The organism is Streptomyces sp. P3 (assembly GCF_003032475.1).
Classification (GTDB): Bacteria; Actinomycetota; Actinomycetes; order Streptomycetales; family Streptomycetaceae; genus Streptomyces.
In genome coordinates this window covers 313,178-338,161 of record NZ_CP028369.1, presented here as the reverse complement: position 1 = coordinate 338,161, position 24,984 = coordinate 313,178, and the positions used below count along the sequence as shown (strand labels likewise).

At 71.6% G+C, this 24,984-nt stretch carries 25 protein-coding genes, 1 pseudogene and 1 riboswitch; of the genes and pseudogenes, 22 read left to right on the top strand and 4 right to left on the bottom strand.

Annotated elements, in window-relative coordinates; genetic code table 11:
- The first annotated feature begins 36 nt into the window (after positions 1 to 36).
- The 11 genes from lepB (C6376_RS01315) to C6376_RS01265 all read left to right on the top strand — a co-directional run bounded on the left by lepB (C6376_RS01315) (position 37) and on the right by C6376_RS01265 (position 9,634).
- Positions 37 to 768: a signal peptidase I gene (gene lepB, locus C6376_RS01315; protein ID WP_107441712.1), complete on the top strand. Its 732-nt coding sequence runs from the start codon at positions 37 to 39 to the stop codon at positions 766 to 768.
- A complete protein-coding gene (lepB, locus tag C6376_RS01310) occupies positions 761 to 1,858 on the top strand; it encodes a signal peptidase I (RefSeq protein ID WP_107441711.1) in 1,098 nt (365 codons plus the stop codon). The genes lepB (C6376_RS01315) and lepB (C6376_RS01310) overlap by 8 nt, the downstream gene beginning before the upstream one ends.
- A complete protein-coding gene (gene lepB / locus C6376_RS01305) occupies positions 1,746 to 2,726 on the top strand; it encodes a signal peptidase I (protein ID WP_107441710.1) in 981 nt (326 codons plus the stop codon). The genes lepB (C6376_RS01310) and lepB (C6376_RS01305) overlap by 113 nt, the downstream gene beginning before the upstream one ends.
- A 148-nt stretch (positions 2,727 to 2,874) precedes the next feature.
- Entirely contained in the window at positions 2,875 to 3,651 is a 777-nt protein-coding gene (gene lepB / locus C6376_RS01300) for a signal peptidase I (protein WP_107441709.1), read from the top strand.
- Entirely contained in the window at positions 3,641 to 4,177 is a 537-nt protein-coding gene (locus C6376_RS01295) for an NUDIX hydrolase (protein ID WP_173985557.1), read from the top strand. Before lepB (C6376_RS01300) ends, C6376_RS01295 begins: the two co-directional genes overlap by 11 nt.
- 56 nt (positions 4,178 to 4,233) lie before the next feature.
- Entirely contained in the window at positions 4,234 to 4,542 is a 309-nt protein-coding gene (locus C6376_RS01290; protein ID WP_010353840.1) for a DUF2469 domain-containing protein, read from the top strand.
- Between the two features lie 150 nt (positions 4,543 to 4,692).
- Entirely contained in the window at positions 4,693 to 5,094 is a 402-nt protein-coding gene (locus C6376_RS01285; RefSeq protein WP_107441708.1) for a YraN family protein, read from the top strand.
- A 1-nt stretch (position 5,095) separates the two neighbouring features.
- Positions 5,096 to 6,712 carry a YifB family Mg chelatase-like AAA ATPase gene (locus tag C6376_RS01280; protein WP_107441707.1) on the top strand — a complete coding sequence of 539 codons (1,617 nt, stop codon included), beginning with the start codon at positions 5,096 to 5,098 and terminating at the stop codon, positions 6,710 to 6,712.
- On the top strand, positions 6,709 to 7,866 hold the full coding sequence (gene dprA / locus C6376_RS01275; RefSeq protein WP_107441706.1) for a DNA-processing protein DprA: 1,158 nt from the start codon (positions 6,709 to 6,711) through the stop codon (positions 7,864 to 7,866). The genes C6376_RS01280 and dprA overlap by 4 nt, the downstream gene beginning before the upstream one ends.
- 273 nt (positions 7,867 to 8,139) lie before the next feature.
- Positions 8,140 to 8,982, top strand: coding sequence for an RNA polymerase sigma factor WhiG (whiG, locus tag C6376_RS01270; RefSeq protein ID WP_107441705.1), 843 nt, complete (start codon positions 8,140 to 8,142; stop codon positions 8,980 to 8,982).
- Between the two features lie 94 nt (positions 8,983 to 9,076).
- Entirely contained in the window at positions 9,077 to 9,634 is a 558-nt protein-coding gene (locus tag C6376_RS01265; RefSeq protein ID WP_107441704.1) for a TetR/AcrR family transcriptional regulator, read from the top strand.
- Between the two features lie 110 nt (positions 9,635 to 9,744).
- Here the strand turns inward: C6376_RS01265 and C6376_RS01260 are convergent, their stop codons facing one another.
- Positions 9,745 to 10,338, bottom strand: a complete 594-nt coding sequence (locus C6376_RS01260; protein ID WP_107441703.1) for a murein hydrolase activator EnvC — start codon at positions 10,336 to 10,338, stop codon at positions 9,745 to 9,747.
- 521 nt (positions 10,339 to 10,859) lie between these two features.
- On the opposite strand from C6376_RS01260, the gene rpsB reads away from it, so the two are divergent.
- From rpsB to C6376_RS43660, 11 genes are all read left to right on the top strand, one after another.
- On the top strand, positions 10,860 to 11,789 hold the full coding sequence (rpsB, locus tag C6376_RS01250) for a 30S ribosomal protein S2 (RefSeq protein WP_107441702.1): 930 nt from the start codon (positions 10,860 to 10,862) through the stop codon (positions 11,787 to 11,789).
- A 155-nt stretch (positions 11,790 to 11,944) separates the two neighbouring features.
- On the top strand, positions 11,945 to 12,781 hold the full coding sequence (gene tsf / locus C6376_RS01245; RefSeq protein ID WP_107441701.1) for a translation elongation factor Ts: 837 nt from the start codon (positions 11,945 to 11,947) through the stop codon (positions 12,779 to 12,781).
- Between the two features lie 189 nt (positions 12,782 to 12,970).
- Complete coding sequence (gene pyrH / locus C6376_RS01240) at positions 12,971 to 13,729, top strand: UMP kinase (RefSeq protein ID WP_107441700.1); 759 nt, start codon at positions 12,971 to 12,973, stop codon at positions 13,727 to 13,729.
- Positions 13,730 to 13,901: 172 nt separating this feature from the next.
- A complete protein-coding gene (frr, locus tag C6376_RS01235; RefSeq protein ID WP_107448712.1) occupies positions 13,902 to 14,459 on the top strand; it encodes a ribosome recycling factor in 558 nt (185 codons plus the stop codon).
- Positions 14,459 to 15,661, top strand: coding sequence for a phosphatidate cytidylyltransferase (locus C6376_RS01230; RefSeq protein ID WP_107441699.1), 1,203 nt, complete (start codon positions 14,459 to 14,461; stop codon positions 15,659 to 15,661). The genes frr and C6376_RS01230 overlap by 1 nt, the downstream gene beginning before the upstream one ends.
- 150 nt (positions 15,662 to 15,811) lie before the next feature.
- A complete protein-coding gene (locus C6376_RS01225; RefSeq protein ID WP_107441698.1) occupies positions 15,812 to 16,267 on the top strand; it encodes an SRPBCC family protein in 456 nt (151 codons plus the stop codon).
- 261 nt (positions 16,268 to 16,528) lie between these two features.
- On the top strand, positions 16,529 to 17,635 hold the full coding sequence (gene rlmN, locus C6376_RS01220) for a 23S rRNA (adenine(2503)-C(2))-methyltransferase RlmN (protein WP_107441697.1): 1,107 nt from the start codon (positions 16,529 to 16,531) through the stop codon (positions 17,633 to 17,635).
- A gap of 36 nt (positions 17,636 to 17,671) precedes the next feature.
- A riboswitch (TPP riboswitch) is annotated at positions 17,672 to 17,779 on the top strand.
- A gap of 80 nt (positions 17,780 to 17,859) precedes the next feature.
- The gene (locus C6376_RS01215; RefSeq protein ID WP_107441696.1) at positions 17,860 to 18,939 is read left to right on the top strand and encodes a thiamine ABC transporter substrate binding subunit; all 1,080 of its coding nucleotides are present in this window, start codon (positions 17,860 to 17,862) and stop codon (positions 18,937 to 18,939) included.
- 86 nt (positions 18,940 to 19,025) lie between these two features.
- Positions 19,026 to 20,642, top strand: a complete 1,617-nt coding sequence (locus C6376_RS01210) for an iron ABC transporter permease (protein ID WP_107441695.1) — start codon at positions 19,026 to 19,028, stop codon at positions 20,640 to 20,642.
- Positions 20,642 to 21,661, top strand: coding sequence for an ABC transporter ATP-binding protein (locus tag C6376_RS01205; RefSeq protein ID WP_107441694.1), 1,020 nt, complete (start codon positions 20,642 to 20,644; stop codon positions 21,659 to 21,661). The genes C6376_RS01210 and C6376_RS01205 overlap by 1 nt, the downstream gene beginning before the upstream one ends.
- Before the next feature lie 26 nt (positions 21,662 to 21,687).
- Positions 21,688 to 21,927, top strand: a complete 240-nt coding sequence (locus C6376_RS43660) for a hypothetical protein (protein WP_159083136.1) — start codon at positions 21,688 to 21,690, stop codon at positions 21,925 to 21,927.
- 87 nt (positions 21,928 to 22,014) lie between these two features.
- Here the strand turns inward: C6376_RS43660 and C6376_RS01200 are convergent, their stop codons facing one another.
- The 3 genes and pseudogenes from C6376_RS01200 to C6376_RS01190 all read right to left on the bottom strand — a co-directional run.
- Positions 22,015 to 22,743 (bottom strand): LAETG motif-containing sortase-dependent surface protein, encoded by a 729-nt coding sequence (locus C6376_RS01200; RefSeq protein WP_107441693.1) that lies wholly within the window; start codon positions 22,741 to 22,743, stop codon positions 22,015 to 22,017.
- A gap of 341 nt (positions 22,744 to 23,084) precedes the next feature.
- Positions 23,085 to 23,504 carry a VOC family protein gene (locus C6376_RS01195; protein ID WP_107441692.1) on the bottom strand — a complete coding sequence of 140 codons (420 nt, stop codon included), beginning with the start codon at positions 23,502 to 23,504 and terminating at the stop codon, positions 23,085 to 23,087.
- Positions 23,505 to 23,610: 106 nt separating this feature from the next.
- Positions 23,611 to 24,201 (bottom strand): annotated as a pseudogene (locus C6376_RS01190) (hypothetical protein); the annotation flags it as partial.
- Between the last annotated feature and the right edge of the window lie 783 nt (positions 24,202 to 24,984).

Sequence of the window (24,984 nt, the reverse complement as noted above, 5' to 3'; positions counted from 1 at the left end):
GGAGTTCATGGAGGGGCCGGATAACATCTGGCCCCGATGGACACCGAAGCTCAGCCGACGCCGGAGCGCGATCGCTCCTCCCGCCCTTCCGTGGCCGCCGACGTCTCCCAGGAGACCGCGGACCCGGAGGGACCGGAGGGGCGGTCGCGTTTTGCGTGGGCGGGGCGGATCGTGTCGTGTGTTCCCGGAGGTCGCTACAGCCTGACCGCGCTGGTCAGCCTGCTGTTTTTGCTCGTCCTCAACGCGTTCGTGGTGCAACCGTTCCAGATTCCCAGCGGATCCATGGAAAACGCGTTGAGGATCGGTGACCGCGTTCTCGTAAATAAGTTGGCGTACCGTTTCGGTGCCGAGCCGCGGCGCGGCGACGTCGTCGTGTTCGACGGCACCGAGTACTTCGGGAACTCCGACTACATCAAGCGCGTCGTGGGTGTGGGGGGAGATCACGTGGTCTGCTGCGACAAGGAGGGGAGGATCCAGGTGAACGGCCGGTCGGTCGACGAGTCGACTTTCCTGTATCCCGGCGACAGCCCGTCCACGGCCGCCTTCGACGTGGTCGTGCCCGACGACGCCCTGTTCGTTCTGGGCGACCACCGCAGCCGCTCCAGCGACTCCCGGGACCATCTGGGCTCACCGGGCGGCGGCATGATCCCCGTCGGCCACGTGATCGGCCGCGCCGACTGGATCGTCTGGCCCTTCGCCCACCTCACCCGTCTCTCGCGTCCGAGCGCCTACGCGCACGTGCCCGGCTCGGAGGGCGCCCGTGGGTAACCGCGGCAAGCCGCGCGGCCTCCCGGACAGCGCCGCGGACAATCTCCTGCCCACCGGCGTGCGGCGCACCGCCGGCCCGGGCCCCGGCCGCTCCCGGGCGGAGCGGCGCAAGCTGCAGCGCAAGGTCAAGCGCAAGCGCAGGCGATCGGCCGTGCGGGAGATACCACTGCTGGTCGGCGTCGCCGTCCTGATCGCCCTGGTTCTGAAGACGTTCCTGGTGCAGGCCTTCGTGATCCCGTCCGGCTCCATGGAACAGACCATCCGGATCGGCGACCGGGTCCTGGTCGACAAGTTCACCCCGTGGTTCGGCTCCAGGCCCGAGCGCGGGGACGTCGTCGTGTTCAAGGACCCCGGCGGCTGGCTCGACGACGAACAGACCACCGCCAAGAAGGCGGATCCGGTCGTCGTCAAGCAGATCAAGGAAGGGCTCACCTTCATCGGTCTGCTGCCGTCCGACAACGAGAAGGACCTCATCAAGCGGGTCGTCGGGGTGGGCGGCGATCACGTCAAGTGCTGTGACGCGCAGGGGCGGGTCACCGTCAACGGTGTTCCGCTGGAAGAGGGAAGCTACCTCTACCCCGGCAACACCCCCTCGGACGACCCGTTCGACATCACCGTCCCCCAGGGGCGGCTGTGGGTGATGGGCGACCACCGGGCCAACTCCGCCGATTCCCGGGCGCATCGCAACACCGACTACGGCGGCACCGTCTCGGAGGACGAGGTGGTCGGCCGGGCCATGGTGATCGCCTGGCCCCTCGGTCACTGGATCCGTCTCAAGGAACCGCAAACTTTCTCCTCGGTGACCGGCTCGACGGTCGGGGCGACCGCCGCCGCCCGGCCGTCGCATAGGGTTGCTTCCGACGGTCCGAACGGATCGATCGGAAGACTCCCGACCCCTGCGGAACTCCCGCTCGTTATGGGAGTGGTGGGCCTGCGTCGTATGTGGGGCAGGCAGCGGCACAAGGTGAGGAGTTGGCGTGGGGGATGTGGCGGTTGGCGCACGGTCCGGGCACGACGGCGAGGAGCACCGCGGGCACCCCGTGGGCGCGGCCGACCCGGTCGCGGACAGCGCCGTGACCTCCGGGAGTGACCCCGTGGCGGGCGGCGACGGTCCGCCGCCGGACGAACCGCCCCGGACCGGCGGCGACGGTCCGGACGGCCCGGCGCCGAAGGCGAAGAAACCCCGCTCCTTCTGGAAGGAGCTGCCGATCCTGATCGGCATCGCACTGGTTCTCGCGCTCCTGATCAAGACGTTCCTGGTGCAGGCCTTCTCCATCCCGTCGGCCTCGATGGAGAACACCCTCAAGATCGGCGACCGGGTTCTCGTCGACAAGCTGACCCCGTGGTTCGGCTCCGAGCCGGAGCGCGGCGAGGTCATCGTCTTCCATGACCCCGACAACTGGCTCGCGGGCGAGAACACCGTCGAGCCGAACGCCTTCCAGACCCTCCTCAGCTGGATCGGCCTGATGCCGTCGGCGGAGGAGAAGGACCTGATCAAGCGGGTCATCGGCGTCGGCGGAGACACCGTCGCCTGCAAGGGCACCGGCCCGCTCACGGTCAACGGCAAGGCGCTGAACGAGCCGTACGTGTACCCCGGCAACACCCCGTGCAGCCAGGACGACCAGGGCGGCCAGTTCTCGGTGAAGGTCCCCAAGGGCTACGTCTGGGTCATGGGCGACCACCGCCAGAACTCGCGGGACTCGCGTTACAACCAGTCGGACAAGAACCACGGCATGGTGCCCGTCGACCAGGTCGTCGGTCGCGCCATCGTCAAGGCCTGGCCGCTCACCCACTGGGGCACGCTGCCGGTGCCGGACACCTTCGAGCAGACCGGTCTGAACGACAGGTCCGCGGCGTCCGCGGCCCTCACCGTCGCGCCGCAGGGTCTCGCCCTCGCCGGGGTCGTACCGGTGGTCCTGTGGCGGCGCCGGCGCAGCGGGGACTCCGGGACCCGCTGACCGCGAGGCCCCGGCGGCCCGCCGGGCCCTCTCTCGGCAAACCCTTTCCCAAGCGTGTGACCTCGGCCTGCGAAGACCGGGCCGAACCGGGCGGGGCCGGGAAAGAGGGGCTGACCGGGTTCGGTACCGCCGGGTAGGGTGCGGGTCCATGGGTGGCGAGAGCACTACACGAACGGCCCCGCACAGCGGCGGTGGCACCAGCAGCGGCCCGGTGGGCAGCCGGACCGGACAGCGACTGTCCGGACTGGCCGTCGCACTGGGCCTCGTGCTGTTCCTCGGCGGGTTCGCCTGGGGAGCCCTGCTCTACCGGCCCTACACCGTGCCCACCAGCTCCATGAGCCCGACGATCGCCGCCGGCGACCGCGTGCTCGCCCAGCGCGTCGACGGCGGCGAGGTGCACCGCGGGGACGTGGTCGTCTTCACCGACAAGACCTGGGTGAGCAACGCGCCCGTGGTCAAGCGCGTGGTCGCGGTCGGCGGCGACACGGTCTCCTGCTGCACCGACGGCAAGCTGACCGTCAACGGCAAGCAGATCGAGGAACCGTATCTGCCGCCGGGCACGCTGGCCGAGATCAAGAACTTCCCGACCGTGACGGTCCCCGAGGGCAGGCTCTTCCTCCTCGGCGACGAGCGCCAGGGCTCCCTGGACTCCACCGCCCACCTCACCGACGCGGCCCAGGGCACGGTGGCGCGCAGCGCCGTCAAGGCCCGCGTCGACGCCGTGGTCTGGCCCATGAAGGGCATGCTGAAGCGGCCCACGGGCTTCACGGACCTCGGCGCGCTCTCCGAGCCGGGTCCGCTGGGCACGATCGGCTGGCTGATCGTCGGCGGCGCCGTGCTGGTGCTCGGTGGCGGCGCATACGGCCCGATCGCCAAGCGGACGGGCCGCCGCCGTACCCGGCCGGAGCCCGCCGGTGCCCGCTGAGCCGGCGGACGAGCCGACCGGCGTGGGCGTCGACTCCTACGAGGGCGGGCTGCGCAAGGTGGCGCGGGTCGTCCTGCTCGACCCGCAGGACCGCATCCTGCTGCTCCACGGCCATGAACCGGACGACCCCGCCGACCACTGGTGGTTCACGCCCGGCGGCGGTGTGGAGGGCGACGAGACCCTTGAGGAGGCCGCTCTGCGGGAACTCGTCGAGGAGACCGGCATCACCGAGGTCGACCTCGGCCCCGTGCTGTGGCGGCGGAGGTGCTCATTCCCCTTCGCCGGACGCCGCTGGGACCAGGACGAGTGGTACTACCTCGCCCGGACGACGGTGACGGCGACCCGGGCGACGGCCCTGACCGAGCTGGAACGGCGCAGTGTCGCCGGAGCGCGCTGGTGGACGTGTCAGGAACTGACCCAGGCACATGAGACGGTGTATCCGACCAGACTCGCCGAGCTGCTGCGCAGGCTGCTCGACGAAGGTCCCCCGGCCGGACCGGTGACCCTTGAGACGGAAATCGTCTAGGGGCACTCGGGACTGGCGCACAATGGGGGGATCGCACGGCTGAAGGGGAACATGCCATGAGCGCCGAGGACCTCGAGAAGTACGAGACCGAGATGGAGCTGAAGCTCTACCGGGAGTACCGCGATGTCGTCGGTCTGTTCAAATACGTGATCGAGACCGAGCGTCGTTTCTATCTGACCAACGACTACGAGATGCAGGTGCACTCGGTCCAGGGCGAGGTGTTCTTCGAGGTGTCGATGGCCGACGCCTGGGTGTGGGACATGTACCGACCGGCCCGCTTCGTGAAGCAGGTGAGGGTCCTCACGTTCAAGGACGTGAACATCGAGGAGCTGAACAAGAGCGACCTGGAGCTTCCGGGGAACTGACCCCCCGGCCGCGGGCCCCGCCGGGTGCACGCCGCCTGCCCGGTGAGTGCCCCCGCCGGCCGGCGGCTGAGCCGGACCCCCCGGGCGGGTGACGGAGTTCTCCACAGTCGCCGGTCCGTCCACCAAGATCCTTTCGGTGGAGGCGGATGCGTGAACGTTGGCGCCGGAGGTGGTGCCGACATGAACGCACAGCTGGCACGTGGTGCACTCGGCAGGTACGGCGAGGAGCTGGCCGCCCGGCGGCTGGCCGAGACGGGGATGACGGTCCTGCAGCGCAACTGGCGCTGCGGCAGGAGCGGCGAGATCGACATCGTCGCGAGGGACGGCGACGTCCTGGTGGTCTGCGAGGTGAAGACCCGCAGGGGCGGCGGCTTCCAGCACCCGATGGCCGCGGTGACGCCGGAGAAGGCGGAGCGCCTGCGCGGGCTCGCCGAGCGATGGATCCAGGCACACGGCGGAGCCCCGCCGGGCGGCGTCCGGATCGACCTGGTCGGCGTGGTCCTGCCGCGCCGCGGAGCCGCCGTCGTGCAGCACGCGCGGGGGGTGGCCTGAGATGGGCTTCGCGCGTACGTGTGCGGTGGCGCTGGTGGGCGTCGAGGGCGTGGTCGTCGAGGTCCAGGCCGACCTCGAACCCGGAGTGGCGGCGTTCACCCTGGTGGGGCTGCCGGACAAGAGCCTGAGCGAGAGCCGGGACCGGGTGCGGGCGGCGGTGGTGAACTCGGGCGGCGAGTGGCCGCAGAAGAAGCTCACGGTGGGCCTCAGCCCCGCCTCCGTGCCCAAGGGCGGATCGGGCTTCGACCTCGCCGTGGCTTGTGCGGTGCTCGGCGCGGCGGAACGGATCGACCCGCGGGTGCTCGCCGACATCGTGATGATCGGCGAGCTGGGCCTGGACGGGCGGGTGCGGCCGGTGCGGGGCGTCCTCCCCGCGGTGCTGGCCGCCGCGACCGCCGGATACGAGCAGGTGGTCGTGCCCGAGAGCGCGGCCGCCGAGGCCGCGCTGGTGCCGGGCGTCTCCGTGCTCGGAGTGCGCAGCCTGCGGCAGCTCATCGCCGTCCTCGCCGACGAGCCCGTGCCCGAGGAGGATCCGGACGAGACGGGCCGCCCGGATCCGCTCCTGGCCGGCCTGCGGGTGCCCGGCACGGGCGAGGCCACCGGCATGGGCGCCGCTCACCCGGAGCAGGAGCACGACCTCGCGGACGTGGTCGGCCAGCGTTCGGCGCGCACCGCGGTGGAGGTGGCCGCCGCGGGCGGACACCATCTGTTCCTGGAGGGCCCGCCCGGCGCCGGCAAGACGATGCTCGCGGAGCGTCTGCCGACGGTGCTGCCCACGCTGTGCAGGGAGGAGTCGCTGGAAGTCACGGCGGTGCACTCGGTGGCCGGTCTGCTGCCGCCCGGCAAGCCTCTGATCGACGTGCCCCCGTACTGCGCCCCGCACCACTCGGCCACGATGCAGTCACTGGTCGGCGGCGGCCCCGGCATCGCCCGCCCCGGCGCGGTCTCGCTGGCCCATCGGGGCGTGCTCTTCCTCGACGAGACCCCCGAGTTCGGCAGCCGGGTCCTCGACGCCCTGCGGCAGCCGCTCGAATCGGGGCACGTGGTGATCGCGCGCAGCGCGGGCGTCGTACGGTTCCCGGCGCGGTTTCTCATGGTGCTCGCCGCCAACCCGTGCCCGTGCGGGCGGTTCTCGCTGCGCGACGCCCTGTGCGACTGTTCGCCCGCCGCGGTCCGCCGCTACCAGGCGCGGCTCTCCGGGCCGCTGCTCGACCGGGTCGACCTGCGTGTGGAGGTCGACGCGGTCAGCCGGGCCGAGCTCGCGCACCGCGGGCCCGGAGGCGAGTCCACAACGACCGTCGCCGACCGGGTGCGGGCCGCCCGGGAGCGCGCGGCGGCCCGGCTGGCGGGCACTCCGTGGCGGACCAACTCCGAAGTGCCGGGGCGGGAGCTGCGCCACCGCTGGCACGCGGCGGTCGGCGCGATGGACGAGGCGGAGCGGAACCTGGAGCGCGGGACGCTGACCGCCCGCGGGCTCGACCGTGTGCTGCGGGTCGCCTGGACGGTCGCCGACCTGGTCGGCCACGACCGGCCGGACGCGACGGACGTGGCACTGGCCCTCCAGCTGCGCACGGGGGTTCCCCGCGGGGTGCCGATGGCTCTCGGGGCCCTCACGTGAACGGCGGCGTCCGGGCCGACGACCGGCTGGCCCGGGTCTTCCTCTGCCGGGTCGTCGAGCCCGGCGACGAGGTCGGCGGTCAGTGGGTGCGCAAGCGTGGCGCGCGGGAGGTGGTGCGCCGGCTGTGCGCGGACGGGGAGCCGCTGCCGGGAGTGACCGCACGGCGGTGGGCCGGGCTCAGGGCGCGCGCCCAGCTGGCCGATCCGGAGCGGGACCTGGCCCTCGCCGAGAAGGCCGGGGTGCGGTTCGTGTGCCCGGGCGACGCGGAGTGGCCGGGGACGCTGGAAGAGCTCGGGGACGCCCGGCCGCTCGGGCTCTGGGTGCGGGGGCGGCCCAGCCTGCGGATGTGGGCGCTGCGCTCGGTGGCCGTCGTCGGCGCCCGCGCCTGCACCGAGTACGGCGCCCACATGGCCGCCTCCCTCGCCTGCGGCCTCGCCGAACGCGGCTGGGTGGTCGTGTCCGGCGGCGCCTACGGGGTCGACGGAGCCGCCCACCGGGGCGCCCTCGGCGCAGGCGGCGCCACCGTCGCCGTCCTCGCGTGCGGGGTGGACCAGCCCTATCCGCGGGGTCACACACAGTTGATCGGCAGGATCGCCGAACAGGGTCTGGTGATCGGGGAGTTGCCGCCGGGCGAGCACCCGACGCCGAGCCGCTTCATCCTGCGCAACCGGGTGATCGCCGCGCTCACCCGGGGCACGGTCGTCGTGGAGGCCGCCCATCGCAGCGGCTCGCTGGTCACCGCCCGGGCGGCACAACGCCTGGGACGGCACACGATAGGAGTGCCGGGCCCGGCCACCAGCGGCCTCTCCGCAGGGGTGCACGAACTGCTGCGGGAGGAGGCCGTGCTGGTCACCGATGCCGCGGAGATCGTCGAGCTGGTCGGTGACATGGGCGAACTGGCGCCCGCCCGGCGCGGGCCGGCGCTGCCGCGCGACCTCCTGGAGCCGGGGGCCCGGCGAGTGCTGGCCGCGCTCCCGGCACGCCGGACCGCGGCGGTCGACGAGATCGCCCGCGAAGCCCGGACGACACCGGACGACGCGATCGCGAGGCTGTACGAGCTCAGAGCGCTCGGATACGTCGAACGACACGGCGACGGCTGGAAGTTGACACGCCAGGCGATGGTCTCCGTTCGAGGGGATCGGCCTCCGGGTTGACTCCGGGGGTTCGGCCGTCCGGGGGAACGCCGAAAGCCTTGTGGAGTCCGGTAGTTGACGCGACCTCGTGATGGCGACCCCGATCGACCTGCCCCGGGAGGGCGCCAAGCGGAACGTATCTGCGTACCGGTCGCACCGCGAACTTCGCGCACCGCGACACCGCAGTCACGCTACGCTCACGAGGATTCCGTCACAGACCGGCACCACTGCACCACCTGGTAACACCTTCACCCACCCCGACGCACTTCACTGCAGAACGGCACAAGGCGACGAATGCCTCAGCACACCTCCGGGTCCGACCGGGCGGCGATCCCCCCAGCCGCCCGTGACGGTGGCAGCGTGCGGCCGCCCGCTCCCTCGACGCTCGACGAGCTGTGGCGCTCGTACAAGGCGACGGGCGACGAGCGGCTGCGGGAGCAGTTGATCCTGCACTACTCGCCGCTGGTGAAGTACGTGGCGGGAAGGGTGAGCGTCGGCCTGCCCCCCAACGTGGAGCAGGCCGACTTCGTGTCCTCCGGGGTCTTCGGGCTGATCGACGCGATCGAGAAGTTCGACGTCGACCGGGAGATCAAGTTCGAGACGTACGCGATCACCCGGATCCGCGGCGCGATGATCGACGAGCTGCGGGCGCTGGACTGGATCCCGAGGTCGGTCCGGCAGAAGGCGCGCAACGTGGAGCGGGCCTACGCCACGTTGGAGGCACGGCTGAGGCGGACCCCGTCGGAGTGCGAGGTCGCGGCCGAGCTGGGCATCGCCGTCGAGGACTTGCACGCCGTGTTCAGTCAGTTGTCGCTGGCCAACGTGGTGGCGCTGGAGGAGCTGCTGCACGTCGGCGGCGAGGGCGGCGACCGGCTGAGTCTGATGGACACGCTGGAGGACACGGCCGCCGACAACCCGGTGGAGGTGGCCGAGGACCGGGAGCTCAGGCGGTTCCTCGCCCGGGCGATCAACACGCTGCCCGACCGGGAGAAGACGGTCGTCACCCTGTACTACTACGAGGGGCTGACGCTCGCCGAGATCGGGAACGTGCTGGGTGTGACCGAGAGCAGGGTCAGTCAGATCCACACCAAGTCGGTGCTCCAGCTGCGGGCCAAACTGGCGAGCTTCGGTCGCTGACCCGCCCGTTGCCGGTGCCGGCGGGCGCAGTCACTCCCGCAGGGCGTGGCACGTCCGTAAAATGGACGACGTGCCAAGGATTCGAGCGGCCTCCGTGGCCGAGCACCGGTCGATGCAGCGTGCCGCCCTGCTGGACGCGGCACGTTCCCTGTTGTCCGAGGGCGGGACGGAAGCGCTGACGTTCCCGGCCCTCGCCGAGCGGACGGGTCTCGCGCGCTCGTCCGTGTACGAGTACTTCCGTTCGCGGGCCGCCGTGGTCGAGGAGCTGTGCGAGGTCGACTTCCCCGTGTGGACGGCGGAGGTCGAGGCCGCGATGACCGCGGCCGACGGCGCCGAGGCCAAGGTCGAGGCGTACGTGCGACGGCAGCTCGCCCTGGTCGGGGACCGGCGGCACCGGGCCGTCGTGGCGATCTCGGCCAGCGAGCTGGACGCCGGAGCCAGGGAGAAGATCCGGGCGGCGCACGGCGGCCTCGTGGCGATGATCGGAGAGGCGCTGGCCGAGCTGGGTCATGCGCAGCCCCGGCTGGCGGCGATGCTTCTGCAGGGCGTCGTGGACGCGGCGGTACGGCGGATCGAGCTGGGCGCCGCGGAGGACCCGTCGGCGATCACGGAGGCTGCGGTCGGCATGGTCCTACGAGGAGTCCGCGGCTGAACCTCGCCCTGCCGCCCTGCCGCCCTGCCGCCCTGCGCCCAGCCGGCCCGGCGGCCGAAGGGTGGCGGCGGCCGCGGCGCGGCGGGGGTGGCGGGGGCTCCCGGGCCGGATCACGGCAAGGGGACGCCCAGTACCGGCAGGAGTCTGGAGGGGGCCGTGCGCCGCAGCCACGGCGGCAGCAGGGACAACGGGTCGAGGTAGGTCTCGCCGCGCCGCAGCCCCCAGTGCACACAGCTCCGCGCGCAGTGCCGGTCCGACGGCTCCACCGTCCCGACCACCTGGCCCGGGCTCACCTGGTCCCCCTCGCGCACCGACGCCCGCACGGGCTCGTACGTCGTGCGCAGCGGCGGCATGCCCGTGGCCGTCAGCTCCACCGAGACCACGCCCCGGCCGGCCACCTGGCCGGCGAATGACACCCGTCCGGCTGCCACGGCCCGTACCGGTGCGCCCGGCGGGGCCGCCAGGTCGACCCCTCGATGGCCGCGGGCGTACGGCGTCGCCGGAGGTTCCCAGCCGCGTACCACCGGCGGACGCGTGCCCACCGGCCACGTCCGGCCGATCGCCGGAACGGGCAGCGCCTCACCGCCGCCCTCGGCCTCACCGCCGGCCTCGGCCGGGGTGGGGCCGGGGGGCGGGGAGGCCGACGGCTGGGTCGCTGAGACAGGCGGGGCCGTCGGCGTCGTCGGCGCTGACGAGCTCGACATTCTCGGCAGGGTCGGCGGGCTCGGCAGGGTCGGGAGGGCGGATGTGGTCGACGAGCCCGGCGAGGTCGGCGGGCCTGGTGGAGCGGACGGGCCCGGCGGGGCGGAAGGGTGCGGCAGGGCGGACGGGAGCTGTGGGGCGGACAAGCCGGGTCGGGCGGGTGGACCGGCCCACGCCGTGGACGTCAGCGTCATGATCGACAGGAGCAGCGCCAGGCCGCTGAGGCATCGCTTCGCATACATGACCGAACCGTCCCGCATCCCGCCGATCACGGCTGTGGCCTGTGGACAGCGCGCCACTTGTGGACAGCGGCGTCACCCGGCACCCCGCGGGTCCCGTACACTTCTTCTGGCGATCCGGGTCACCGGGTCGACTTCGCACGCCCCGATATCGGGGGCCCGGCCACGGTCGGTCTTCCGGTATCCGCGCCCCTCGGTCCTTAGTGGCTCGGCGCATCGCGGGCGTCAGGCGCGGGAGCCGCCCGGTTCCCGCGGCACAACCGAGAAACCCAAGGAGAACGGCCATGGCCGTCGTCACGATGCGGGAGCTGCTGGAAAGCGGCGTCCACTTCGGTCACCAGACCCGTCGCTGGAACCCGAAGATGAAGCGCTTCATCTTCACCGAGCGCAACGGCATCTACATCATCGACCTGCTCCAGTCGCTGTCGTACATCGACCGCGCCTACGAGTTCGTCAAGGAGACCGTCGCCCACGGCGGCACGGTCATGTTCGTCGGCACGAAGAAGCAGGCGCAGGAGGCCATCGCCGAGCAGGCCACCCGCGTCGGCATGCCCTACGTCAACCAGCGCTGGCTGGGCGGCATGCTCACCAACTTCTCGACCGTCTACAAGCGCCTGCAGCGCCTCAAGGAGCTCGAGCTCATCGACTTCGAGGACGTCGCCGCCTCGGGTCTGACGAAGAAGGAGCTCCTGGTCCTCTCGCGTGAGAAGGCCAAGCTCGAGAAGACCCTCGGTGGTATCCGCGAGATGTCCAAGGTCCCCAGCGCCGTCTGGATCGTGGACACCAAGAAGGAGCACATCGCGGTCGGTGAGGCCCGGAAGCTCAACATCCCGGTCGTCGCCATCCTCGACACCAACTGCGACCCCGACGAGGTCGACTACAAGATCCCGGGCAACGACGACGCGATCCGCTCCGTCACCCTGCTCACCCGCGTGATCGCCGACGCCGTCGCCGAGGGCCTCATCTCCCGTTCCGGCGTCGCCACCGGCGACAAGGGCGACAAGGCCGCCGGCGAGCCGCTGGCCGCGTGGGAGCGCGACCTGCTCGAGGGCGAGAAGAAGGCCGACGCCGAGAAGGCGGACGAGGCTGCCGAGAAGCCGGCCGAGGCCGCTGCCGACGAGGCTCCGGCCGCCGAGGCTCCCGCCGCCGAGGCCGCTGCCGACGAGGCTCCCGCCGCCGAGGCCGCTCCGGCCGCCGAGGGCGAGCAGGCCTGAGTCAGGCCGTGAGCCGTACGGTCGCCACGCGGTCCGTACGGTCGTAGGGCGAAGTGACGGCGGGAGGCACCGGGAGTGCCGCCCGCCGTCCACCCACAGCCCGCAGATCTTCGTAGATCTTCGAGACTTCGAACTCCGAGAGAGATTCACAGATCATGGCGAACTACACCGCCGCCGACGTCAAGAAGCTCCGTGAGCTCACCGGCGCCGGCATGATGGACTGCAAGAAGGCGCTGGACGAGGCCGAGGGCATCGTCGACAAGGCCGTCGAGGCGCTCCGCATCAAGGGCCAGAAGGGCGTCGCCAAGCGCGAGGGCCGCTCCGCCGAGAACGGCGCCGTGGTCTCGGTCATTGCCGACGACAACTCCTCCGGCGTCATCGTCGAGCTGAAGTGCGAGACCGACTTCGTCGCCAAGGGCGACAAGTTCCAGGCCGTCGCGAGCGCGATCGCCGAGCACGTGGCGAAGACCGCCCCGGCCGACATCGCGGCGCTGCTCGGCTCCGAGATCGAGCCCGGCAAGACCGTCCAGGCGTTCGTGGACGAGGCCAACGCCAACCTCGGCGAGAAGATCGTGCTGGACCGCTTCGCGCAGTTCACCGACGGCTACGTCACCGCGTACATGCACCGCACGATGCCCGACCTCCCCCCGCAGATCGGTGTCCTCGTCGAGCTCGACAAGCCGAACGCCGAGATCGCCAAGGGCGTCGCCCAGCACATCGCCGCCTTCGCGCCGAAGTACCTCTCCAAGGAGGACGTGCCGGCCGAGGTCGTCGAGTCCGAGCGCCGCGTCGCCGAGGAGACCACCCGCGCCGAGGGCAAGCCCGAGGCCGCCCTGCCGAAGATCGTCGAGGGTCGCCTCAACGGCTTCTTCAAGGACGCCACGCTGCTCGGCCAGCCGTACGCGCTGGACAACAAGAAGTCGGTCCAGAAGGTTCTGGACGAGGCCGGTGTCACCCTGAAGCGCTTCTCGCGCATCAAGGTCGGCATCTGAGTCCGTACCGCGATCGACGCGTCGGCCCGATAGGGTCGGGTGCAGTCGTCCGGTACGCCGTCACGCGCACGCGTGGCGGACGACAGCAGATCTGACGAGGAGGCCATTGCCGCGCATGGGATGCGAACGACACCCCACCGGCAGTGGCCTTCTTCGTTTGTGCACCACGCGAAAGAGGCGGGAACTCCCATGACCACCAAGGCCCAGAAGAGCGACGACGGCAAGGTACACGGCCGGTTCCTGCTGAAGCTGTCCGGAGAGGCGTTCTCCGGCGGCGGGGGCCTCGGCGTGGACCCCGACGTGGTGCACAAGATCGCCCGCGAGATCGCCGCGGTCGTGCGTGACGGCGCCGAGATCGCGGTCGTCATCGGCGGCGGCAACTTCTTCCGCGGGGCCGAACTCCAGCAGCGCGGCATGGACCGCGCGCGCTCGGACTACATGGGGATGCTCGGCACCGTCATGAACTGCCTCGCCCTCCAGGACTTCCTGGAGAAGGAGGGCATCGACAGCCGGGTGCAGACCGCCATCACCATGGGCCAGGTCGCCGAGCCGTACATCCCGTTGCGCGCCGTGCGGCACCTGGAGAAGGGCCGTGTGGTGATCTTCGGCGCCGGCATGGGCATGCCCTACTTCTCCACCGACACCACCGCCGCGCAGCGCGCCCTGGAGATCGACGCCGAGGCGCTGCTCATGGGCAAGAACGGCGTGGACGGCGTCTACGACTCCGACCCCAAGACCAACCCGGCGGCCGTCAAGTTCGACGCCCTCGGGTACGGCGAGGTCATCACGCGCGAGCTGAAGGTCGCCGACGCCACGGCGGTCACGCTGTGCCGCGACAACAAACTCCCGATTCTCGTCTTCGAGCTTCTCGCGGAGGGCAATATCGCTCGCGCCGTCAAGGGTGAGAAGATCGGCACGCTCGTGGACGAGCAAGGCGGCCGAGCCTGACCGGTGGAATCCCGGTTTCGCACGACAACACCTGACCGGGGGGCGGACCCTGGTCGGGGGATGGACAATGTCCTGCCGGTCGGGAACCGTGCAGGAAGAAGACGCGACGCAGCCGGCCGCCGCCCCGCAAGGATCCGCAGCCGGGCCTACTCAAGACACGCAGGAGCAAGTGGTGATCGAAGAGACCCTCCTCGAGGCCGAGGAGAAGATGGAGAAGGCCGTCGTCGTCGCCAAGGAGGACTTCGCCGCGATCCGCACCGGCCGTGCGCACCCGGCGATGTTCAACAAGATCGTCGCCGACTACTACGGTGCACCGACGCCGATCAACCAGCTGGCCTCGTTCTCCGTGCCGGAGCCGCGCATGGCGGTGGTGACCCCGTTCGACAAGACCGCGCTGCGCAACATCGAGCAGGCGATCCGCGACTCCGACCTGGGCGTCAACCCGAGCAACGACGGCAACATCATCCGCGTGGTGTTCCCCGAGCTGACCGAGGAGCGCCGCCGCGACTACATCAAGGTCGCCAAGGGCAAGGGCGAGGACGCCAAGGTGTCCATCCGCGCGGTCCGCCGCAAGGCCAAGGACGCGATCGACAAGCTCGTCAAGGACGGCGAGGTCGGCGAGGACGAGGGCCGCCGTGCGGAGAAGGAGCTCGACGACACCACCGCGAAGTACGTCGCCCAGGTGGACGAGCTCCTGAAGCACAAGGAATCAGAGCTGCTCGAGGTCTGATGAACGACTCTTCCTGGGGCTCACCGCCGCACGCCGGACCGAGGGCCGGGTACTGGGGGCCCGTCGACCAGGGGCAGGGACCTGTCCAGGGGGCCGCCCCGGCGGGTCCCGCGTACGATGCGCCTGAGGCGCAGCAGACTCGCCCCATGCCCATCGTCCCCGACGCACCCGCACACGGCGGTCACCAGGATGACGACCGGGGGGCCGCTCGGCCGGGCGGCCCCTTGTTCCGAGACGAGAACTACGGCGGCGCGCCCTACGGCACCCAGCCCTACGGCAACGCCGCCCGCGTCAACGACACCCCGTCGGCACAGCCCCCTGCGGCGGTGCCGCAGAATCCGGAGCCCATGCCCCACGCCCCCCAGCCTGCGCCCGCACCGCAGAAGAAGAGCGCGGGCCGAGACCTGGGCGCGGCCATAGGGGTCGGCGTCGGGCTCGGCGCGGTGATCGTCGCGTCGCTGTTCGTCGTCAAGGCCGTGTTCGTCGGAGTGATAGCGGTCGCCGTCGTCGTGGGTCTGTGGGAGCTGACCAGCAGGCTGCAGGAGCGCAAGGGCATCAGGGCGCCGCTCGTGCCGCTCGCGGTCGGCGGGGCCGCGATGGTCGTCGCCGGATACGTCCGGGGCCCCGAGGGCGCCTGGGTCGCCATGGCCCTCACCGCGCTCGCGGTGCTGGTCTGGCGTATGACCGAACCGCCCGAGGGTTACCTCAAGGACGTCACCGCCGGCGTCTTCGCGGCCTTCTACGTTCCGTTCCTGGCCACGTTCGTCGCCCTGATGCTCACCGCCGACGACGGCGCCTTCCGCGTCCTGATCTTCCTGCTCCTGACGGTCGTCAGCGACACGGGCGCGTACGCCGTCGGCTGGCGCTTCGGCAAGACCAAGCTCGCCCCGCGCATCAGCCCCGGCAAGACCCGCGAGGGCCTGCTCGGCGCGGTGTCGTTCGCGATGGTCGCCGGTGCGCTGTGCATGGAGTTCCTGATCGACGACGGCACCTGGTGGCAGGGTCTGTTGCTCGGCTTCGCCGTCGCGGTCAGCGCCACACTCGGCGACCTGGGCGAGTCCATGATCAAGCGGGATCTGGGCATCAAGGACATGGGCACCCTGCTCCCGGGCCACGGCGGCATCATGGACCGCCTGGACAGTCTCCTGCCGACGGCACCGGTGGTCTGGGCCCTGTTCGTCCTGTTCGCGGGTTCGAGCTGACGACGGCGTGTCGACGGCTCGTGCGGGCCTCTGCTCCGTTCTTCGGGGCGGGGGCCCGTTGCCGTGGCCCGGTGAGCGGCCGAGTGGGACGATTCTGGTGAGGGAGGAGGTCTCCAGTGTTTTGGGGGGTCTCTCGAAAGGGCGGCTTTCATGTCCCACTTCCGCGAATCGATAGATGTCGACCGCAGCCCCGAGGACGTATGGGCGTATGTCGTCGACCCTTCCCACCTGCCCGAATGGCAGCAGAGCGCGATCTCGGCGCATGCGGTGGATCCCGGGCCCGTCGGTGTCGGCTCCCGGGTGCGGATCACCCGGCACATCGGCCGCCGGGAGCTGCCGATGACCATGGAGTACACGGAGTACGACCCACCGCATGCCTGGGGTCTGAAGGGCCTCGACGGACCCATCCGCGGAAGAGTGCAGGGTGAGATCACTCCGCTCGACGACGGTCGCCGATCCCGGGTGACCCTGGATCTCGACTTCGAGGGCAAGGGCGTCGGCAAGGTTCTGCTGCCCCTCGTGGTCCGTCACCAGGTCCGCAGGGAACTGCCGAACAACGAGCGGTTGCTGAAGGACCGGCTGGAACACGGGGCCGCGTCGACGTGACGGCGAGGACGTGCTGGTGAACCCGCACGTGCTCGGAGCTCCCGCAGGGCAGAACCTGGTGCTGCACTTGCTCCCGTGCCGCCGGAGTGACGGGCGGTGGCGTCGCTGTCCGGGCACGGCCGGTCAGGGGCCGGCTGAGTCCCGGGGCCGTTCCTGAGCCGTCCGAAGCCGACCGACGCCGACAGACGTCACCGAGGGGTGACCACCCCCACCCCCCTCTGGCCTGGGCCCCCGGAGATGATCTGCGACACTGGTCGTGTTATGCCTAAGCCCGGAGAACTCACATTCGTCGCCCCCCGCGGAGCTCAGAAGCCGCCGCGGCATCTTGCCGATCTCTCGCCCGCCGAGCGGAAGGAGGCCGTGGCGGAGGTCGGGGAGAAGCCCTTTCGTGCCAAGCAGCTGTCGCAGCACTACTTCGCGCGCTACGCGCACGACCCGGCGGAGTGGACCGACATCCCCGCCGGTTCCCGCGAGAAGCTGCGCGAGGCGCTGTTGCCGGACCTGATGTCGGTCGTGCGGCACCTGTCGACGGACCAGGGGACCACGCGCAAGACGCTGTGGCGGCTGTTCGACGGCACGCTCGTGGAGTCGGTGCTGATGCGGTACCCGGACCGGGTGACCATGTGCATCAGCTCGCAGGCCGGATGCGGGATGAACTGCCCGTTCTGCGCGACCGGGCAGGCGGGGCTCGACCGGAACCTGTCCACCGCCGAGATCGTGCACCAGATCGTCGACGGGATGCGGGCGCTGCGCGACGGGGAGGTTCCCGGCGGGCCGGCGCGGCTGTCGAACATCGTCTTCATGGGGATGGGCGAGCCGCTCGCCAACTACAAGCGGGTCGTCAACGCCATCCGCGCGCTGACCGACCCGGCACCCGACGGGCTCGGGCTCTCCCAGCGGGGGATCACCGTGTCGACCGTCGGTCTCGTGCCGGCCATCCACCGGTTCGTCGACGAGGGCTTCAAGTGCCGGCTCGCGATCTCCCTGCACGCCCCTGACGACGAGCTGCGCGACACGCTCGTCCCCGTGAACACGCGGTGGAAGGTGCGCGAGGTACTGGACGCCGGGTTCGAGTACACCGAGCGCTCCGGCCGCCGGCTGTCCATCGAGTACGCGCTGATCAGGGACATCAACGACCAGGCCTGGCGTGGCGACCGGCTCGGCCGGCTGCTGCGCGGCAAGCCCGTGCACGTCAACCTGATCCCGCTGAACCCGACCCCGGGCTCGAAGTGGACGGCGTCCCGGCCCGAGGACGAGAAGGCGTTCGTCGAGGCGATCGCCGCCCACGGGGTGCCGGTCACCGTCCGGGACACCCGTGGTCAGGAGATCGACGGCGCCTGTGGTCAGCTCGCGGCCACGGAGAGGTAATCTGGCCACATCACATCGTCAGATTCGGACATCTTCATATTCCGACAGGGGAGCGCCACAGCGCTGAGAGTGCGGCAACCGGGCCGCAGACCCTCTGAACCTCGCCCAGGTCATTCTGGGTAGGAAGTTCGGTCATCACTCGAGCTGTTGCGCCCTGCCCGGTGTCCCGCGTGGACACCGGGCAGGGCCGCGTCTCTTCCTGGTCCAGCCCAGGAGGAAAACCAGTGCAGAACAAGACCTTCGTCGCCGCGGCCGTCGGGCTCGGCCTGGTCGCGCTCTCCGCGTGCGGGTCGTCGACGGACGCGACGGGCACGGCGGCGGAATCCAAGACCGTCACCCTCGTCAGCCACAACTCGTGGGCCGTCTCCAAGAGCGTGCTGGCCGACTTCGAGAAGCAGTCCGGCTACCGGGTGAAGGTCCTCAAGGACGGCGACGCCGGGCAGGCCGTCAACAAGGCGATCCTCACCAAGGACCACCCGCAGGGCGACGTCTTCTTCGGCATCGACAACACCCTTCTCTCCCGCGCCCTCGACAACGGGCTGTTCCAGCCGTACGAGGCGAAGGGGCTGGACCAGGTCGGCACCCCGTACCAGCTGGACGCCGGCAAGCACCGCGTGACGCCCATCGACTTCGGCGACATCTGCGTCAACTACGACAAGGCGTACTTCACCGAGCACGAGCTGGCACCGCCGGCCACCTTCGACGACCTGGTCAAGCCCGCGTACAAGGACCTCCTCGTCACCGAGAACGCCTCCACCTCCTCGCCCGGTCTCGGCTTCGTGCTCGGCACGGCCGCGCAGTACGGCGACACGGGCTGGGAGGGCTACTGGAAGAAGCTCAAGGCGAACGGGGTGAAGGTCGTCGACAGCTGGGACCAGGCCTACACCGTGGAGTTCTCCGGGTCCGCCGGCGGCAAGAAGGCCAAGGGCGACCGTCCGCTCGTCGTCTCCTACGCCTCCTCGCCGCCCGCCGAGGTGGTCTTCGGCGACCCCAAGCCGGCCACCGCACCCACCGGCGTCGCGACCGGCACCTGCTTCCGGCAGGTCGAGTTCGCCGGGCTGCTGAGCAACGCGGAGAACGCCAAGGGCGGCAAGGCGCTGATCGACTTCCTGATCGGCAAGGAGTTCCAGCAGGACATGCCGCTGAACATGTTCGTCTACCCGGTGGTGAAGGGCGCGGCCGTGCCCGCCGAGTTCACTCAGTACGGGCCCGCGGCCGAGCACCCCGAGACCATGGACCCGGCGAAGATCGCCGACCGTCGCGACCAGTGGGTCAAGTCGTGGACCTCGATCGTACTGAAGTAGCCCCGGCCGAAGGAGCCGAAGGAGCCGGCGGTGCCGGGGGAGTCGGCGCCGCCAAGGGTTCCCGCGGCGCCCGGGGGAGCGCGGCGGTGCGGCTCGGTCTCCTGGCCGTGCCCGTCGCGTTCTTCGCGGTCTTCTTCGCCTACCCGGTCGCCGCCATCGTCGCCCGGGGGCTGGATGCCGACGGCTCCTGGCGGTTCGGGCGGGTGTGGGACGTGCTCGCGCAGTCCGACATCCGGCACGTCCTGTGGTTCACCCTCTGGCAGGCGCTGGCCTCCACCGCGCTCACCCTGCTGGTCGCCCTACCCGCCGCGTATGTCTTCGCGCGGTTCGAGTTCCCGGGGAAGCAGGTGCTGCGGGCCGTCGTCACCGTGCCGTTCGTGCTGCCGACGGTCGTCGTCGGCACGGCGTTCCTGGCCCTGGTCGGCCGCGGCGGGTTGCTCGACGAGCTGTGGGGCGTACGGCTGGACACCACGGTGTGGGCGATCCTGCTGGCGCACGTGTTCTTCAACTACGCGGTTGTCGTACGGACCGTGGGCGGGCTGTGGGCGCAGCTGGACCCCCGGCAGGAAGAGGCGGCGCGGATGCTGGGCGCGTCCCGCCTGCGGGCCTGGCGCACGGTCACCCTGCCGGCGCTCGGACCCGCCGTCGCCGCCGCCGCGCTGATGGTGTTCCTCTTCACCTTCACCTCGTTCGGCGTGGTGCAGATCCTCGGCGGCCCCACCTTCTCCACCCTCGAGGTGGAGATCTACCGGCAGACCTCCGAGCTCTTCGACCTGCCGACGGCCGCCGTCCTCACCATCGTCCAGTTCGCCGCCGTCGGCGCGATCCTCGCCGTGCACGCCTGGACGGTGCGCCGACGGGAGTCCGCGCTGCGCCTGGTCGACGCGGCGGGCACGGTGCGCAGGCCGCGTGGGGCGGGGCAGTGGGCGCTGCTGGCAGGGGTGCTCGCCACGATCGCCGTGCTGCTGGTGCTGCCGCTCGCGGTGTTGGTGCAACGCTCGTTCGGCGGGTCCGACTTCGCCTATTACCGTGCGCTGACCAGCGACGAAGGCAATGTCTTCCTCGTCCCGCCGATCGACGCGATCGGCAACTCGCTGGAGTACGCCGTCGTCGCCACCGTCATCGCCGTGTTCGTCGGCGGGCTCGCCGCGGCCGCGCTCACCCGACGGGACGCCGGACGGCTGGTACGCGGTTTCGACGCGTTGCTGATGCTGCCGTTGGGCGTGTCGGCGGTGACCGTCGGATTCGGCTTCCTGATCGCGCTGGACGAGCCTCCGCTGGACCTGCGGACCAGTTGGATCCTCGTCCCGCTCGCGCAGGCGCTGGTCGGCGTCCCCTTCGTCGTGCGGACCATGCTGCCGGTGCTGAGGGCGGTGGACCAGCGGCTGCGGGAGGCCGCAGCAGTACTGGGCGCGTCCCCGTGGCGGGTCTGGCGGGAGGTGGACCTGCCGTTGGTGCGGCGGGCGCTGCTCGTCGCGGCCGGGTTCGCCTTCGCGGTGTCGCTGGGGGAGTTCGGGGCGACCGTGTTCATCGCGCGGCCCGACAACCCGACCCTGCCGGTCGCCGTGGCGCGGCTGCTCGGCCGGGCCGGAGAGCTCAACTACGGGCAGGCGATGGCCCTTTCGACGATTCTGATGGTGGTGTGCACGGTGGCGTTGCTGGTGCTGGAGCGACTGCGGACCGACCGGACGGGGGAGTTCTGATGCTGCTGGAGCTGGAACGCGCGACCGTGCGGTTCGGCGGGCGCGCCGTCCTCGACGAGGTCGACCTCGCGGTCGCCGAGCACGAGGTGGTGTGTGTGCTCGGGCCCAGCGGCAGCGGCAAGTCGACGCTGCTGCGGGCGGTCGCCGGGCTCCAGCCGCTCGACTTCGGACGGGTGTCGCTGGACGGACGCGACCAGGCCGGGGTGCCCGCGCACAAGCGGGAGCTCGGGCTGATGTTCCAGGACCACCAGCTGTTCCCGCAGCGGGACGTCGGCGGCAACGTCGCCTTCGGGCTGCGGATGCGCGGTATGCCGAAGGGCGGACGGGGCGACCGGGTGCGGGAGTTGCTCGAGCTGGTCGGGCTGCCGGGGGCGGCGAACCGCGCCGTGGCCGCGCTCTCCGGCGGTGAGCAGCAGCGGGTGGCGCTGGCCCGGGCGCTCGCCCCGCGGCCCCGGCTGCTGATGCTCGACGAGCCGCTCGGGCAGCTCGACCGGTCCCTGCGCGAGCGCCTCGTCGTCGAACTGCGGGAGCTGTTCGGCCGGTTGGGTACGACCGTGCTCGCGGTCACGCACGACCAGGGCGAGGCGTTCGCACTCGCCGACCGGGTGGTGGTGATGCGGGACGGCCGGATCGCCCAGTCGGGCACGCCCCTCGAGGTGTGGCAACGGCCCGCGGACGCGTTCGTGGCCCGCTTCCTCGGCTTCGACAACGTGGTGGCGGCGACCGTCACGGGCGAGGCGGCGGTCACGCCGTGGGGGAAGGTGCCGGTGCCGGCCGGGTCCGGTCAGGGGGCGCGCACGCTGCTCGTGCGGCCCGCCGGGGTCCGCCTGGCCGGCGCGGAGGAGGGGCTGCGCTGCACGGTCGCCGCGCGCACCTTCCGCGGCACCCATGTCACCGTCCGCCTGCAGCCGCAGGGCGCGCCGACGCTCGAGGCGGCGTGCGCGCTGCGGGACGCACCCGAGGTCGGGGACGCCGTGGGAGTCTCCTTCGACTCGGCCGACATCGTGGTGCTGGACTGATCCGCCGCCCCCTACGGTGTACCTCCATGACCCTTCTCACACATGATCGGCACTGCGACGAAATCGCCCGCCGGACAGACCGGTTGAGGGAAGTGGTGACCTCCGACGCGGATCTGTCGGCGACCGCCACGGTCGTGCTGCGCGGTCCGCTCACCTCCGTCCTGCTCGCCTTCTACCGACGGTTGCCGCCGGACAGCCCCGGGCTGGAAGTGCTGGGCGAGCGCGCGGTGCTGGAGTTCTGGCTGGAGAACACCGCGTTCGGCTGAGCGAGCCGGGGAGCGGGCCGCCTCGGACATGCGGGCGGCCCGCCCCCCATGAGGGACGGGCCGCGCACGCGTGTGTCCGTCGTGCGGTCAGCGGTGGCTGGACCCGCGGCGACGCATGCCGAAGAAGACCGCGCCACCGCCGACGACGACCAGCGCGGCCGCGACGCCGACGATCAGGCCGGTGTTGGAACCGGCGCCGGTCTCGGCGAGGTTGGACTCCTGGACCGCGGCCGAGGGCGCGTTGCTCACGGAGGGCGCGCCGGGCGCGGAGCTGTCGTTCGCCGAGTCGGACGGCGAGGGCAGGGCGGTGGCCGTCTCGGCCGGCGGCACGGTGGTGCGCGACGGCGTGGAGGACGGAGTGGAGGACGGGGTGCCGGTCGGCGTGGAGGTGTCGGCCGCGCACGCCTTGGCCGGGGTGGTCAGGTTCTCACCGGCGTTGATGTCGGCGTCCACCAAAACCTTCTTGCCCTTGACGGCCTTGACGTGGATCCGGTAGATCGCGCCCGGCTCCCAGTCCTCGGCGAAGGAGACGGTGACGCCCTTCTTCGAGCCCTTGACGGGCTGTTCGGTGCCGACCTGGCGGAGGTCGGCGCCGTTGTTCTCGAGGAAGACGGTGACGACGGCCGGGGCACCGGTGGTGTCCTTGTCGGTGATGGTGATGACGCCCTTGGCACCGTCGCAGGCGGCCGCGGCGGAGAAGTCGCCTATCTCGCTGGCCAGCGCGGTGCCCGAGACGCTCAACGAGAGGGCGGCGGAAGCCGCGGCGACACCGAGGATACGCACCGAACGGGCGGTGATACGGCGGGAAAGGGACACGTTTGTCCTTTACGGGAAGCGCAACTGCGGGGGGTGGAGGGGGAGATGGCGCCCCCGGTGAGCCGAGTGCGTCACCATCCCCAGCAGACCCACAGGTCTATAAGCGTTTCATAAGAAGTGTCAATCCGGGGAGTCTCCCGAGGGGTTGACTTTGCCCTCTTATTAACCGCCGAGACGTTTCGGCGCCTCCCGGACCTTCTCGATCCGGTCAACAAGGCCTAAACGGGACGTCGTATTCCGCTCCCGGGCGAGTCGCCGCAGGAACGGCCGGGTGGGCGCCGTCGGATACGCCCGCCCCTGCCCGGTGCCGGCGTGCGGGACCGGGGGCTGCCGCCCGAGGGTCAGCCCTGGACGGCCGACGGGTCCATCCACACGACCTCCCAGGTGTGGCCGTCGAGGTCGTCGAAGGAACGGCCGTACATGAAACCCATGTCCTGGGTCTGGCCGCTGGGGGAGCCGCCGAGGGTCAGCGCGCGGTCCACCAGCTCGTCGACCTTCTCGCGGCTCTCCGCGCTCAGCGCGATCAGGACCTCGCTGGTCTTCGAGGCGTCCGCGATCTCCTTCTTGGTGAAGGTCGAGTAGAACGGCTTGGTGAGCAGCATCGCGACGATCGTGTCGCTGATCACCACGGAGGCCGCGTTGTCGTCGCTGAACTGCGGGTTGATCCCGTAACCGAGCTCCGTGAAGAACTTCTTGGACGCGTCGAGGTCGTCGACGGGCAGGTTCACGAAGATCATCTGCTGGTAGGCCTGGGTGGTCATCGCGCTCTCCCAAGGGGTTCGTGTCGTTCAGATGTGCTGTTCGGTGGGGTAGACCGGGGTGTCGCGGAGAACTCATCGGGGTGCGGGAGGTTTTTCGGACGGTGTCTCAGCGGGCCAGCGGGAGGGCCGCCAGCTCGGCCACGACCAGGGTGAGCGGGACGAAGAGCGCCAGCAGGGCGCCGACGCGCAGAGCGGCGGCGCTGCGCAGCGTCCTGGGCGGAGCGCCGAGACGCAGCAGGGCGGCGGTGGTGTCGGCGCGGGCCTGCCGGGCCTCCACGGCCGATGTCAGGAGCGTCGCCACGGTGCAGACCACCACGACCAGGGCGCCCAGTGTGGACAGCGGGCCGAAGGACGGGTCGGCCGGGTCGTGCAGCGCGGCCATCGTGTACGCGCCCGAGGCCACCGCGCAGACCACCCCAAGGGGGCGGCCGATCCTGGACGCCTCCTGCATCAGCCCTCGGCCCGCGAGGAGGCGCAGGGCGCCGGGACGGGCCGCCTGCAGCACGCGGCCGCCGAAGTGGGTGAGTCCCGGGCCGACGAGAGCGAGGCCCACGACTGTGAGGGTCCAGCCGAAGAACACGGCGGCGGGGCCCTCGGGCAGGCCGCCGGGCAGGGGGAGCCCGCCGCCGCCGACGGTCCGGCTCGCGTACCCCTCCGCCGCCAGCCCGGCGGCGAGGAGCGCGGCTCCCCAGGGGAGGGCGGTGGGGTCGGGGGCAGGGGGGCTCTGCGAGGCGTGGAACGCGGAGCCGGCCTGGTCCTCCGCGTGGTCGCCGTCCCCCCGCGGAGTGGTCTCGTCGGCCCGCCCCTGCGGCGCGACGTCCGCGGCGGTGCGCGGAGCCGCCGCGCGACCCCCCGCGGCCGGGCGGTCCTCGGCCGCCGGGCCGGGCCGACCGTTCGTGGGGCGGACGTCCGGGCCGGCGGGACGGGTGAGGCGTTCGGTCGCCGCCGTCCGGGCGGTTCGGCCGACGGCGGCCGGGACGGTGCGGCGGAGCGGCGGCCGGTCACCGTCGCCGTCGGACAGCCGGGAACCTCGCAGGTGTGCGGCCCGGGAGTCGTCGCCCGCCGAAGGGGCGGCCCCGGCGCCCGTGGCCGCGGCGCCCGCGTCGGTGGTGGTCCGGCCGTCGGGTTCGGTGCGGCCGTCGGGTGTGCGGTGGGCCCGGCCGTCTCCTGCCCGGTCGGCACGGTCCTCGGCGGTCGCCGTCCCGTCCTCGCGGGCGGCGGTCCTCCGCGCGGAACGTTCGCGCGCACCCGGGCCGTCGGGGCCCTCGGTGCCGTCCGCGGTCGGGTCGGTGGGTGCGTGGTCGGCGCGGTCGTCGTCGCGCCGGCTGGCCGCGGTGCGAGCGCCGCGCCGGGGTTCTCCGTCGGCGGACGGCCGGGGTGCGCGGGGCGCCGCTGTGCGGTTGGCGCCGTGTCCGCCGTGCGCGCCGACCGTCTTCCCCGGACCCTGGGCGTCGGGTGCGCCGAAGCGGCCGAGTGGTCC